Source organism: Clostridia bacterium (assembly GCA_017620395.1).
In the GTDB taxonomy this organism is placed as follows: Bacteria; Bacillota; Clostridia; order Oscillospirales; family RGIG8002; genus RGIG8002.
Window position 1 is genome coordinate 102,531 of record JAFZQJ010000018.1, and the last position, 12,812, is coordinate 115,342.

Genomic DNA, 12,812 nt, shown 5'->3' on the forward strand with positions numbered 1-12,812 from the left:
CGTCAGACCGTCTTGACATTGAATCTTATCCTCTCGCCGAAGTGCGCTCTGCCCTCGGCGGCCATTTCCAAAGCTACCGTCTTGAACTTATCCGCCGTGACGAAAATGCCGTCGACGGTGATCATATCGTGACGCGCCGCGTCCGACGGGATATCGAAGCTCATGCCGTCCGCGTTGACGCAGACCGCTCCCGCGGAAGCGCCCGCGTTCGCGCGGCATATCCACTTCGCCCTGCCTGTGTTGACGACGGTCACCTTCAGCTCGATACTGCTCCCGCGCGCGGCGGTGATGACTTCGCCGTCCTTCAGCTCGGCCCATTCGCCGCCCTCGACGCGGTAGTACGCCCTGCGTATCGTCGCGTTCAGGAAGCGCAGCGGGCCGACGTCGAGGTCGCCGAGGCGCGTAAGCTCCGCGTCGAGCGACGTCATCGCGTCGGAGCGGCAGCTGATGCCGAAGGTCTTGCCGGATTCCATAGCTTGCTTGAACTCCGACTGGTGCTCGAGGTACATGCCAATAACGCCGTAGGTGTATTCGTCTCTGCCGGCGGTCGCGACGACCTCCGGTTCTCCGACCCTGCCGCCGTTTTTGAACTCCTCCGCGTAACCGCGGATCAAAACCGTGGAGGGCCTGTCCGAGCCGTCGGGGTTTATTATGCCGTAGTCGCTCGCTTCGTTCAGACGGAAGCCGCCGGCGTACCACCAGTAGAAGACGCCGTTTGACCGGCTCTCGGCGAGCACCTTATTAATGTTCGCGATATAGTCGGACTGCATCGCGAGTCCGCGTTCGTTATCGTAGTTGGAGCCTGTCCACGCGCTCTTGCCAAACTCGAACCAGATAAGCGGTTTGTCGCAGGAATAGCGCGAATACGCGACGGAATAGACGGCGGTCTCGAAGTCGTCCTCCCATTTGTAATAGTATCCGTAGCCCTCCGGCCCCATAACGTCGAGCGCGGAAGCGAGCGCGCCGTATTCCCAGCCGACGTCGCGGAAGCGGCCATTCGGCCAGCCCGTGTACATTCCGTTTCTCGCGCTGACGAGATGGTTGGGGTCGGAATCCCTGATTATGTCCGCGACATTGCCGTAAATGTCCGCGCACCAGTCGTCGAGCCAGCGGCGGTATGCGAGCACGGCTTTTGAAGCCTGCGTGACTCCGCGGCCCGCGACCTGCCCTATGTCGACTCCCTTCATGGCGCCTCCGGCGGTGCGGCCGGGACTCCATTCCCACGCGGCTTCTGCCGCTTCGAGGCTGCCGTAGTTGTCGGTGACCCACTTGCTCCAGAGCTCGTCGAAGGACACCATTCCCATATCGTTGCACCAGCTCGGCTGATAAGAGCCGGGCATCGTTTCCCACGAAACGTCGTAGCCGATCAGGGTGTCGCTTTCCGCAAGACGGCACGAGGTTATCATATCGCGTATAAGCTGCTCGTTGCCGCCGTTGAAATAGACGGGGTTGGCGAATTCTCTGAACGAGAAAAAGACCTTGAGGCCGTTCTCTTCGCACAGCCGCAGCAGCGTCAGCAGCGTGTTGTCGCCTATCGCGACGTCGTATCCGAAGACCGAGACCGCGTTGAATCCGATCGCTTTTATCCTGCGCAGATCCTTCGACACCACGTCGATATCGAACGCCGACGGCGAAACCCATTTTTCGTAATCGTCGCCCACGAGCGCGATGCCGGTGGAAGGCATGTAATTGACGCCGTAGCACTTCCAGACCTCGCCGTCAAGATAGAGATCCTTGCCGGCGGCGGTAACGTATTTGCGCTCGCTCTCCGGCTTCGCGACGTAAACGCCGACGTCGTGGGAGAGTCTGTCGAGCACCACTCCGCCGGAGCGCAGTTCCGCGGTTACGCGGTAGCCGCCCGCGTCCGGCGGCGTCCAGCCGGTCTTGAAAAGCGTATACGTGCCGAGCTCGGTATCCGTCACGCGCTCGAACTCGTAATTCTGAAACTCCTTCTCAAAGACGTTCGCGCCGCCCGACGCGACGGTCACGTTGACCGTGCAGTCCGACAGTGCGCCCGCCTCCGCGTTTATGTCGGCGCCGTCAAAGAGCATACCGTCGCTTATAACCTCCGCGCCGAGCTCCCACTCGTCGCCGGGGAAGTAGGTGTATTCTCCCGCGCCGCCGCCGTAAAGCATAGTGCGCACGTTGAAGTACGCCGCCACGCACGCGATCGCGCCGACGACCTCGTCGCTGCAGAGAAAGTTCGTATCGTTGGTATTGAAGCCCGCCCACATTCCGGGCAGATAGTTTACCTGCTCCTCAACGCCCGTCGAGAGCAGCATAAACGCCGGATAACCTGCAGTCTCGCCTTTCTCGTCTATCGCTTCGATAAGAGGAACGAACCTGCGGTTGCGGTTTTTGAGTATCCCGGTGCCGTAGGTGCGCGGCGAGGGGGAAAACATTTCGTACGGAGTAGTGTATTCCGCCTCGGGCAGTATGCCCTGAATATCACGCGATACCAGCTTCACGGCGTTGGTCACCGGATACGTCTGGTACGCCGGAGAAAGGCAGTCTGCAAACAGCTCCGCCGAAAACTGGTTGCTCTGATCAGCGTCGTTCGTCGCGGTCATCTGCCGCGTCTTGACGTAGCCGGAGCCGCTCTTGGAGTATATATCCGAAAACGCCGGCCCGCCGATGCATATCAGACCGCCCTTGCGGCGAAGATAATGTCCCACCGGACCGATAAGTCCCTCGGGTATCCCCGACGCCTCCGTGTATATGACCGTCCTGTATTTCTCGGGCATGAAGGCGACGGGATTGTTCTCCGCCTTTTCCCAGGTGTAAACGTCGACGGTAAGTCCGTATTGTTTCAGCTGTTTTTTCAGGTCGGCGGCGTATGCCGGCTCATCCGTCGGCACTATCAGCGCGACGGAGCCTTCCGCTTTCAGCGCCTTCTGCTTTTCCTTGTACGCGGCGGCAACGGCGGAGGAGGGTATCTTTTTATCACGCGAGGGCGTCGCGCCGCCGTTCCCTTCAGAGGACGGAAGCGTAAAGACCGCAACGAACAAGGCTACGCACAGCACGAGGCATATTATGCGCAGTATCCACGGCAGCGGAGAACCTCTCTTTTCGATTATCGGGTTTTCGTTTTCGTTCATAAAACGCTCGCTCATTGATTATTCGCTCATTGACGTCTTTACTCCCGCCGTCCGGCAGGTAAGCCGTGTAACGCAATCGGCGCGCCGGAAACCGACGCGCCGACACACGTTCATTTCATGATCCCGTCCGGAAAACCGGCGAAATTATTTCTTCTCTTTCAGCAGGTCTCTGATCTCGGTGAGCAGCTCCTCGCTGGTCGGGCCCGCGGGCTCTTCGGGAGCGGCTTCCTCTTCCTTCTTTTTCTTCTCGGTCATCTTCGCGATGCCCTTGACGAGCAGGAATACGACGAAAGCGGTGATCAGGAAGACGATGATCGCCTGAATGAACTTGCCGTAGAAGATCTCGGTCCCGCCGACGGTGAAAGAAACCTCTTCGATGGTCGCTTTGCCGGTGAGGGCGGTGATCAGAGGCATAAGGATGTCGTTGACAAGGCTCGTCACGATGGCGGTGAAAGCGCCGCCGATGATGATGCCGACTGCCATAGCCATCATATTGCCCTTGACCGCGAATTCTTTGAATTCCCTGAAGAATTTTTTCATTTTTGACACCTCGCAGTTTTATTTGTAAGTCGATTATAACAAATCCGAAGCGATTTTGCAATATTTTCTTTTTAATATCGCGCGTAATTGCGCGTTTTTTCGTTATACGGACAATCCTCCGGCTCATATTATCGCACGGGTGATGGTATGCTCTCTTTCGTCTGGGCGGGAATGATACTCGCCGCGTTCGCTTATTCCGCGTTCTCCGGCGGGCTCGACGCGCTCGGCGCCTCGGTGATCTCGTCGGCGGAAAATGCCGTTCGGTTCCTGCTCTTTCTCGCGGCGGTCATCCCCTTCTGGAGCGGGATAATGAATATCGCCTCCGCCGCGGGAGTAACGAAGGGCGCGGCAAAGCTGCTGCGTCCGCTGCTGCGGCGGCTCTTCCCGCGCTCGTTCGAGAACGAAGCCTGCGCCGAGGCTATCTCCATGAACGTGGCGGCGAATATGATAGGCGTCGGCAGCGCGGCGACGCCGTTCGGGCTCAAGGCGGTCGCGGAGATGAAGGAACGCGGCGCGGAGCCGGACGCCGAGATGATACGCTTCGTCGTGCTGAACACCGCGTCGGTGCAGCTTATACCGACGACCGTCGCCGCCATGCGCGGAAGATACGGTGCCGCCGCGCCATTCGATATCGTTCCCGCCGTGCTACTCAGCTCGCTTGCCGCGCTCGCCGCGGGGCTCGCTTCGGCGGAGTTTTTCAGGCGGCTTTCGGAGCGGCGGCGCGGACTCGGAGGAAGGAAACGGCTATGGCTTACGTAGGCGCGGCGCTCGTGCCGCTTTTCATCTGCGCCGCAGTCTGCGCCGCGCTTTTCAAAAAGCTCGACGCATTCGCGCTTTTCACGGAGGGAGCTAAAAACGGACTGCGCGTGGTCATACACATCGCGCCGTCGATGCTCGGACTGATAACGGCGGTCGGCATACTCTCCTCCTCCGGCGCGCTCGACGCGCTGGCGGGATTGATTTCGCCGCTCACGGAAGCTGTCGGGTTTCCTGCGGAGGTCCTGCCGCTTACGCTGCTCCGTCCCGTCTCCGGCGGAGGCGCCCTGGCGGTGCTCGAAAGCATACTCGCAAAGAGCGGAGCCGATACCGCCGTCGGGAGAATCGCGAGCATAGTTTGCGGCGGAGGAGAAACCACGTTTTACGCGCTTGCGGTTTATTTCGGCGGAGCGGGAGTTAAAAAGACCTCCTACGCGATACCCGCCGCGCTGATTGCGGACCTCACCGTTTCAGTGGCCGCGGTCGTCGCTGTCAGGCTCGGATTGTAACCCCAAAATACCCCAAAAACGTATATATGAGCGTTATTCATATGAATAACGCTCATATCAATATTATTCATATTGTCTGCGAAGCCGCATAAATAAAGGGTTTGCAGCTTGAGCCGGTTTCAAAAGCGGCGATTTCGGCCGGTAAACGCGAAAGCGGTCGTTTTCGGAGTGATCCTCCCGAAAACGACCGCTTTTTGCACCTGTTTCGTCTGTTTTTACCCGTTATCCGACGCCGAAACGACAGCCTCGAAAACGTCCTCCTCGCCTTTTTTGAGCGAGATAACGTAATTTTTCGCTCCTTCAGAGACGTTCAGTTTTCCCGCGCCCGCTCCTTCGGGCGTCCAGACAATCAGTATCCCGTCAGAAAGGGCGGTTTTTTCGAGCTTTCCGCTCTCCGCTTCGACCGAAACGTCAGACGACGGAAAGAAAAGCACGGCTCGTTCGTCTTCATTCGTGTACGGAACGTCGAATTTCACCTCAACGCTTTTCAAAAACTCGCTGTCTGCGGTGAGCGCTTGCAGCTCCCCGTCGTTCAAACCCTTCGTCGGAGCCATGATTTTCAGCTCCGCGGCGGCGGAATACGAGACGTTTGAAGCCTTCGTTTCTCTGTTTATCTCGGCCTGCCTGCCGGCCAGAAACATCGGTATCACGGCTATGCCCACAACGAGCAGCACGGCGACCGCCGCCAGCGCGACGACGCGCTTCGCCGTTGAAGTTTCGGAGGGCGGCCCCTCCCCGCCGGACGCGCCGGATGTCTTTTCCTCGTCCATAATTCACCTCACGCGGATAATTTTTCGTTCAGCTGCTTTCTTACCTCGTCGATCTCGCGGCTTACCTGCTCGAGATCGCGTTCTATTTCTTCCGCCGATCTGGCGGAAGAAACGCCTTTTGATTGCTTCGCCTGCCTCTCAAGCTCCTCAAAATCGGAGCCTTCAAGCAGTATATTCAGCTTCTCCGAAAGCTCGTCCCGCCTCGCTGCGAGCGCCTTCTCGGCGTCCGGAACGCTTTTCATGACGAGCTTCTCGGTTATCTTGAAAAACAGCACCCAGAGCAGCACCGTCAGCCCGACGCCGATCAGTCCGAGCGAAATGAAAAACGCCTTCGCCTTATCCATATTTATGCTGCCCATCAGCAGGAAAAACAGCACGCCGAGCAGGAGTATCCCCGCGCCTGTCGACAGCACGGCGATGAAATACCGCCTTTTCATAGCCAGCGGCTTCTTTCCCGAGCCGTCGAGCTTCCGGATGCGATTGTCGCATTCGAGCAGCTCCTTCTGCACCTGACGCGCCTTGCGCAGGCGCTCCGCGGAATTAACTCCGCGCGCGGCCATGCTCTCCGCGCCGAGGCGCATCTGCTTTTTGCCGAGCGAATCGAGCTTTTCGCGAAGGGCGAGTATCTCGTTGGTCTTGATCTTTTCGGTAGAATCGATGCGTATGCGCGACGTTTTCAGTATGTCGCTGATGTCGGCGGGCGCGCCCTCCGAACCGTTGATAAACTCTGCGGCGGTACGTGAAAAGAAGAACTCTCCCGCGCTGCCGGGAAGCTTGATCTCAACGTCCGTGTCGGCGTCCTTGACGAGCAAACGCTCTTCACCGTGCAGGTATTCACGCGCAACTATATAGCGCCTCGTGCCGTCCGCGACGACAGCGTAGCCGCCCGCGACCGGCCCCTTCGCGGAGTCGAGGTACGGCTGCACCTCCGCGGCGCATTCCTTGACTCCGTAGAATATGAAAAGCTCAAACGCAGTCAGCGCGGCTATGCCGAGTCCGCCCTTGCCGGCAAGAGAGGATACCTCGCCGGGCTCCACCCTGGCGTTGTCGACGTTGCCGAAGCTTTTGATCTTGAAATACTCGATTACCATTTCGTTCCCTCACCGTCCGGAGATCTGAATGATCGCGGTCTGAGTGCCTCTGTTTTCGCCCATGCGGCGGTGGGAGTAGTATAACCGTTCATCGCAGAACGTGCAGTCACCGGAAACGTCTATGCTGTTTTCCGGAACTCCCCTGCCGGTCAGTGCCTCCAAAGCGCATTTCGGAAGGTCAATCCGCGTCTTTTTGCCGTCCTTTGCAGGGATGACGACTCCCTCTCCGAAGTCGGAGCGGAAGACGTCCGCCACATCCTCGTCGACCTCGAAGCAGCACGGCCCGATGCACGGACCGACAGCGGCTGCGAGATCTGTAGGATCGGTGCCGTAGGAATCCTCCATGGCGTTTATCGCCGCCTCGATAACGCCGGCGGCCATACCGCGCCATCCGGCGTGGATCGCGGCACAGGCGCGGTTCGCGCGGTCGTAGAGCAGCACCGGAGTACAGTCCGCGATATGCACGACCAGCGGGGTGTTTTCAAGCCGCGTTATGAGCGCGTCGGTATCGTCGAAAGGCGGCTCGAAAAAGCCGCTGCCTACGTTTTCCTCCGTCACCTCGGTGACGTTTATACCGTGCTTCTGGAAGGAGCGCGTCAGGCGCGAAAAGTTCAGCCCCGCGGCTTCGCATACGAGCTCGAAGTTGCGCAGAACGGTATCCCGCTCCTCGCCCCTGCCGAAGCCGAGGTTCGTTGACGCCCAATAGCCTGAGCTGACGCCGCCGAGCCGCGTGGTGAAGCAGTGCCGCACCGACTGCTCGGCTTCGAGAAGGCCGCTCTTGACGAGCGTTACGCCCTTGTTTTCTGTTTTATAAAACGTTTTTTTCATACCGGTATTCTATCACAAAAGCGCGGGAATGTAAAGTCCTTTCGGCATCATTTGATATGCTCGAGGATGACGTTCCAGACCTCGTCGTCCTGCGCGGTCATCCTTCTGAAATCGAAGTCGGCGCAGTACGCGCATTTTTCTTCAAACGTGCGCAGCTTCTTCTCCGCGACGAGGCGGTTATACTCGCCGAAGGTGGAGTTCATATACTTGACCGCGTCTGCGGTGTAGTTCGGATTGTGCTTCTTGCCGTCGACGACGAGGTAGTCGACGTTGGGGTTGTGCACGCGCTTTCTGACGTAGTCGAGGCCGACGTAAACCGAGACGAAATTGTCGTCCCGCGAGTGGACGAAGAGCACTTTGGAGTCTGTATCCTTCACCGCGTCGACGGCGCAGGAAGCGACCAGATCGGGGTTCGCTCTGCGCTCGAAGTTGTATACTCCGCGCTTCATATACGCGGGCTTCCCCTTCAGGTACGCGTCGACGAACACCTCCACCGATACGAAGCAGGAAATAGCAACGACGGCATAGACCTTGCGGTAATTCAGGATGTTCGACGCCGCGTATCCGCCCCAGGAGTGCCCTATCACGGAAATGCGCTTGCCGGCGTACTCCTCCTGTCCGCGCAGCCAGTCGATGCAGGCGATAAGATCCGCGAGCGACTCCGTCAAACCGCGGATATTCTTTCCGCCGGAGGCGAAGCAGCCGCAGTTATCGTAGCCGACGACGCGGTAGCCGGCGCGGCAAATGCGTTCGATCTCGCTCATATACGCCTGATGTCCGCCGCCGAGCCCGTGCGCGAAAACAACGAGGCTCCCGCCGTCCGCGTCAGGATAGGAGTAGACGTAACCCTTCAGCTCGTCCCCGTGCGCGGTCAGAAACTCTATCGGCTCCGCGTCGAGCCCGGGATAATCCTTGTGGGTGAAGTACTTTATCGTACGTTCATCGTCATAGCGCTTGACGACGTTCTTTTTATAGATCATCGAAACAAGGCACATATCGCATACCTCCGTTTTTTATCTGTCTTTTGTCTTATATATAATATCATCATTCCGTCGAAAATGCAACGGGAAAAGCGAAATGAAGGCTCGGACGCAAGCGCCGCGGCAAGGTGAAAGCTCCCGCGAACCTGCAGCATTGAAAAACCCCCGCCAAAGGGCGCGCAGATTACCTGCACGCCCAAAACCGACGGGGTTTTTTCCGTGATCACGGAACGGATACGCAAACGGGACGAACGGGCTGACAAACCTGTTTTTCTAAGCGAACGAAAAAGTGATATTCTATTCGCCTCCCGAACCGCGCGAAGCGCAATATCACCCGTCGAAGGCGAATAGAGTTGAAAGAGTCCGGCGCTTACGCGCCGGACTCTTTCTGGAGCGGGTGATGGGAATCGAACCCACGTATCCAGCTTGGAAGGCTGGTGTTCTACCATTGAACTACACCCGCGTATTCGCTTTTTTCCGAACGCGTAACATTATAGCACAGCGCCGCGCCGATGTCAACAATAATTTTCCGCGCCGCAAAATATTGACAAATCGGGCAAACGGCGGTAACATTATCAATAGAGAACACAACGAAAACACACACGGAGGGCTGTATGAAGGTAACCTTTTTGGGCGCGAACCACGAAGTCACTGGGAGCTGCACCCTTATCGAAATAAACGGCAGGAACGTGCTCGTCGACTGCGGAATGGAGCAGGGCGCGGACACCTTCGTCAACGCGGAGCTGCCGGTCAACCCGGGCGAGATCGAATGCGTGCTGCTGACTCACGCGCACATCGACCACTCCGGCAAGCTGCCGCTGCTTTACAAAAACGGGTTCCGCGGGCCGGTCTACGCGACCTCCGCGACCTGCAACCTCTCGCAGATAATGCTGATGGACGCCGCGCAGATACAGGAGGCAGAGGCCGAATGGCGCACCCGCAAGGCGAAGCGCTCCGGCGGCGAGGGCTGCGAGCCGATGTATACGGCAAACGACGCGCAGGGAGTCATCTCCAAGCTGCGCCCCTGCAACTACGGCGAGCGCATCCGCGTGCTCGAGGGCATTGACGTCCGCTTCAACGACGTCGGCCACCTGCTCGGTTCGGCGGCGATCGAGATATGGCTCTCCGAGGGCGGGACCGACCGCAAGATCGTCTTCAGCGGCGACGTCGGCAACGTCAATCAGCCGATAATCAAGGATCCGCAGCCCGTCGCGGAATGCGACTGGCTCGTCGTCGAATCCACCTACGGCGACCGCCTCCACGAGGAGGAGGGCGCGAACAACGTCGCAATCCTCCGCGACTGCATCAAAACCGCGCTCGACGCGGGCGGCAACGTGCTCATCCCCTCGTTCGCCGTCGGCAGGACGCAGGAGATACTCTACTTCATCCGCAGGATAAAAGAGGAGAATATGCTGCCCGAGCACCCGGACTTCCCGGTATACGTCGACAGTCCGCTCGCGCTCGAGGCGACCGACGTCTTCATGCAGTGCGACCACGCCTGCTTCGACGATGAAACGCTCGCGCTCGTGAACAGCGGCGTCAACCCCGTCTGGTTCGAAGGCCTGCACGTCGCGGTCAGCGCCGAGGAGTCGAAGGCGATAAACCTCGATCCGACGCCGAAGGTCATCATCTCCGCGAGCGGAATGTGCGAGGCGGGGCGCATACGCCACCACCTGAAGCACAACCTCTGGCGAAAGGAGAGTATGCTGCTCTTCGTCGGCTACCAGGCGAACGGCACGCTCGGCAGGATAATCTACGACGGCGCGAAGAAGGTCAAGCTTTTCGGCGAGGAAATCGCCGTTAATTGCGGCGTTTCGCTCCTGCCGGGGATAAGCGGCCACGCGGACAAAAACGGGCTTATCGCGTGGATAAAGGCGTTCAGAAGGGGACCGCGGCATATCTTCGTCAACCACGGCGACGACGTATCCTGCACGAGCTTCGTTGAAACGCTGAAGGGGCTCGGCTACGACGCCGAAGCGCCGTTCAGCGGCTCGGTGTTCGACTTGAGGGACGCCTCCGCGATAGTGCGCACGGAGGGCAAGCCGGTCAGGAAGGACGGCGTGAAGAACGCTGTCTTCGCGAAGCTGCTCGCCGCGGCGGAGCGCCTCATGAAAGCGCTTCGCGGCTGTGAAGGCCGCAGCAACCGCGAGCTTTCCGCCCTGACCGACAAGGTCAACGCCCTCGCCGACGACGTCGACAGAAGAACGGACTGAGGGTAAACAACTTTCGATATAACACAAAAGCCATCCGTTGCGGATGGCTTTTTGATATAGACAAGTATTATCCTTTCCCTTGCGTATTATCAATAATACTCTTACCACAATTCCAACATACGGATTTACTCACTCGTTGAATCTTACCGCAATTCGGACAAGTAATCCAATCATTCAAAATGCCAATAGATTGATTATCGGTTTTAATAGTCGAATCATTTGTATTATCATCGTCACCTAGTTTTGAAAGACTTTTCCCACAATTTCCACAGAATGATTCGCTCTCTTGTCGGAGTTTTCCGCAATTTGGGCAGACTACCCAGCCGCCCATATAACTTCCCTGCTTATCATCAGTTTTTTCGTTTGTTTTTTTCTCGATAATTCTACAGTTATACTCTTTTAAGCACTCATCGCACACATATTTTTCTGCTTCTGCCATCTTGTCGCTCGTATGCACAACATGGTACAATGTTTCTCTTTTTCTATTGCATATATCACAGTATTCTTTTGCTTTCACCTCTTTGCCGAAGACTTTACCAGTTGAAACCTGCTTTGCATTACTATTATTGGCAGTTTTTAATCCTTGAAGATAATTCTGGACTGCTTTATCACTGTAATCATTCTTTATAGCAACAAACAGCATAATACCAGCAATAAGAAGCAGCAAACCCGATATTATCGCTCCCGCCCCCAAATGTGCTATATTATTATATTCAGAAACAGCGACAATAGATAGATTTAGAATTAAGACCATTATACCCGAACATAGATTCCCGACTGCTAACCACTTGTTTTTTTGCTGTTTCTTTTCTTCGACTATTAGAGCAAGCGAAGAGAAAAATAAACTAACAGTTTCAAGCAACGAAACCCAAGCAAATATTGATGCGAGCTCACCATAAGTTACTCCTTCTTCTTTGATCGCATTAAACAAATCAAATGCTAATTCAAAGCCACTAATATTCGCTATTCTTACGCCCGATAGACTAGTGCTGATAAATGGCCCGAAAAAACAACAAAACGCAGATGCGCTCATTATTGCACAGATAATACCAGCATTCCTTCTATTCATAAAAACACAACTCCTTCATAGAATTAGCTTACAAGCAGTAATTAAAAATGCAACGCACCAGCTTCGATTTATATAGATACAATTATAATATCAGATAATAATTGTGTCAAGACAAAATAAAAAGCAAAAAGCCATCCGTTGCGGATGGCTTTGTTTATGTGCGCTTGCTTATTACTCCTTTATCGTGCCGTCGGGGTTGAAGAGCGGGAGGACTTCAAGATACTTGATGTCCGTGCGCTCGGCGGCGTCGCCTTCGGCGAGGATGGTCAGTTTTCCGCAGATGTTGCCGCCCGCCTTTTCAACGAGCTGCTCGATCGCGGCGAGGGATTCGCCCGTCGAAACGACGTCGTCCACGATGAGTATGCGCTTTCCGCGCATCATATCGGCGTCCGCCTTGTCAAGATAGAGGTGCTGGATGCGGTCGGTGGTGATGGAACGCACCGCGACCTCGAAGACCTCCTGCATATAGAGCTTCGTCGCCTTGCGGGCGAGCATGTATTTGGCGTCGCCGTGCTGACGCGCCATCTCGTGCGCGAGCGGAATGCCCTTCGCCTCGGCGGTGATGAGGTAATCGTATTCAGGCGCGAGCTTCAGCAGCTCCCGGGCGCAGGCGACGGTGAGCTCCTGATCGCCGAAGATGACGAAGCCCGCGATATAAAGATCGTCCGTCACTCTGCAAATAGGAAGCGCGCGGTCAAGCCCCGCGATTTTCATTTTGTAAAACATACTGCCAACTCCTTATTCTCAAATCATCACGGTAATATGATAATACTTTTTTGTGAAAAGGTCAATAGAAAAAACTTTGGGCGCGCAAATCAGGGATACGCCGGTCTTAAAAAGGATCTTTTCGCGCCGGACTGCGTTGAAAGCGCTCGGAATACATACAGTATTCCATCGCGCTTTCGCCTTGTCCGACACAAAAATCTCTCTTTTTAAGATGCGGAGCAGTTTTGAACGA

The 12,812-nt window shown here is 56.5% G+C and carries 12 protein-coding genes and 1 tRNA gene; 3 read left to right on the top strand and 10 right to left on the bottom strand.

The genetic code is table 11. The annotated features are described in order from the left end of the window. Positions 1 to 2: 2 nt before the first annotated feature. The gene (locus J5441_03435; GenBank protein MBO4934208.1) at positions 3 to 3,098 is read right to left on the bottom strand and encodes a hypothetical protein; all 3,096 of its coding nucleotides are present in this window, start codon (positions 3,096 to 3,098) and stop codon (positions 3 to 5) included. A 144-nt stretch (positions 3,099 to 3,242) separates the two neighbouring features. After that, positions 3,243 to 3,638, bottom strand: coding sequence for a large conductance mechanosensitive channel protein MscL (gene mscL, locus J5441_03440; protein ID MBO4934209.1), 396 nt, complete (start codon positions 3,636 to 3,638; stop codon positions 3,243 to 3,245). Positions 3,639 to 3,785: 147 nt separating this feature from the next. On the opposite strand from mscL, the gene J5441_03445 reads away from it, so the two are divergent. Both J5441_03445 and J5441_03450 read left to right on the top strand, forming a co-directional pair. Continuing rightward, entirely contained in the window at positions 3,786 to 4,397 is a 612-nt protein-coding gene (locus tag J5441_03445; protein MBO4934210.1) for a spore maturation protein A, read from the top strand. Continuing rightward, positions 4,385 to 4,903, top strand: a complete 519-nt coding sequence (locus J5441_03450; protein ID MBO4934211.1) for a spore maturation protein — start codon at positions 4,385 to 4,387, stop codon at positions 4,901 to 4,903. The genes J5441_03445 and J5441_03450 overlap by 13 nt, the downstream gene beginning before the upstream one ends. A 215-nt stretch (positions 4,904 to 5,118) precedes the next feature. Here the strand turns inward: J5441_03450 and J5441_03455 are convergent, their stop codons facing one another. The 5 genes from J5441_03455 to J5441_03475 form a co-directional block, all read right to left on the bottom strand. After that, positions 5,119 to 5,673 (bottom strand): hypothetical protein, encoded by a 555-nt coding sequence (locus J5441_03455; protein MBO4934212.1) that lies wholly within the window; start codon positions 5,671 to 5,673, stop codon positions 5,119 to 5,121. 8 nt (positions 5,674 to 5,681) lie between these two features. Then, positions 5,682 to 6,764, bottom strand: coding sequence for a hypothetical protein (locus J5441_03460; protein MBO4934213.1), 1,083 nt, complete (start codon positions 6,762 to 6,764; stop codon positions 5,682 to 5,684). 9 nt (positions 6,765 to 6,773) lie between these two features. Beyond that, entirely contained in the window at positions 6,774 to 7,592 is an 819-nt protein-coding gene (gene pgeF / locus J5441_03465; GenBank protein ID MBO4934214.1) for a peptidoglycan editing factor PgeF, read from the bottom strand. A 47-nt stretch (positions 7,593 to 7,639) separates the two neighbouring features. Then, entirely contained in the window at positions 7,640 to 8,587 is a 948-nt protein-coding gene (locus J5441_03470; GenBank protein MBO4934215.1) for an alpha/beta fold hydrolase, read from the bottom strand. A gap of 374 nt (positions 8,588 to 8,961) precedes the next feature. Then, a tRNA-Gly gene (locus tag J5441_03475) sits at positions 8,962 to 9,035 on the bottom strand. Between the two features lie 151 nt (positions 9,036 to 9,186). On the opposite strand from J5441_03475, the gene J5441_03480 reads away from it, so the two are divergent. Continuing rightward, positions 9,187 to 10,785, top strand: coding sequence for an MBL fold metallo-hydrolase (locus J5441_03480; GenBank protein ID MBO4934216.1), 1,599 nt, complete (start codon positions 9,187 to 9,189; stop codon positions 10,783 to 10,785). A gap of 67 nt (positions 10,786 to 10,852) precedes the next feature. Here J5441_03480 and J5441_03485 read toward each other — a convergent pair whose 3' ends face one another. The 3 genes from J5441_03485 to J5441_03495 form a co-directional block, all read right to left on the bottom strand. After that, on the bottom strand, positions 10,853 to 11,854 hold the full coding sequence (locus J5441_03485) for a zinc ribbon domain-containing protein (GenBank protein MBO4934217.1): 1,002 nt from the start codon (positions 11,852 to 11,854) through the stop codon (positions 10,853 to 10,855). Between the two features lie 171 nt (positions 11,855 to 12,025). Further along, a complete protein-coding gene (locus J5441_03490; protein MBO4934218.1) occupies positions 12,026 to 12,580 on the bottom strand; it encodes an adenine phosphoribosyltransferase in 555 nt (184 codons plus the stop codon). An 18-nt stretch (positions 12,581 to 12,598) separates the two neighbouring features. Then, a partial coding sequence (locus J5441_03495; protein ID MBO4934219.1) for a hypothetical protein occupies positions 12,599 to 12,812 on the bottom strand: 214 nt, incomplete at its 5' end.

Bases quoted from the DNA above. Each gene is read 5' to 3' on its own strand.
- J5441_03435 (MBO4934208.1), bottom strand. From the start codon at position 3,098: ATGAACGAAAACGAAAACCCGATAATCGAAAAGAGAGGTTCTCCGCTG.
- mscL (MBO4934209.1), bottom strand. From the start codon at position 3,638: ATGAAAAAATTCTTCAGGGAATTCAAAGAATTCGCGGTCAAGGGCAAT.
- J5441_03445 (MBO4934210.1), top strand. From the start codon at position 3,786: ATGCTCTCTTTCGTCTGGGCGGGAATGATACTCGCCGCGTTCGCTTAT.
- J5441_03450 (MBO4934211.1), top strand. From the start codon at position 4,385: ATGGCTTACGTAGGCGCGGCGCTCGTGCCGCTTTTCATCTGCGCCGCA.
- J5441_03455 (MBO4934212.1), bottom strand. From the start codon at position 5,673: ATGGACGAGGAAAAGACATCCGGCGCGTCCGGCGGGGAGGGGCCGCCC.
- J5441_03460 (MBO4934213.1), bottom strand. From the start codon at position 6,764: ATGGTAATCGAGTATTTCAAGATCAAAAGCTTCGGCAACGTCGACAAC.
- pgeF (MBO4934214.1), bottom strand. From the start codon at position 7,592: ATGAAAAAAACGTTTTATAAAACAGAAAACAAGGGCGTAACGCTCGTC.
- J5441_03470 (MBO4934215.1), bottom strand. From the start codon at position 8,587: ATGTGCCTTGTTTCGATGATCTATAAAAAGAACGTCGTCAAGCGCTAT.
- J5441_03480 (MBO4934216.1), top strand. From the start codon at position 9,187: ATGAAGGTAACCTTTTTGGGCGCGAACCACGAAGTCACTGGGAGCTGC.
- J5441_03485 (MBO4934217.1), bottom strand. From the start codon at position 11,854: ATGAATAGAAGGAATGCTGGTATTATCTGTGCAATAATGAGCGCATCT.
- J5441_03490 (MBO4934218.1), bottom strand. From the start codon at position 12,580: ATGTTTTACAAAATGAAAATCGCGGGGCTTGACCGCGCGCTTCCTATT.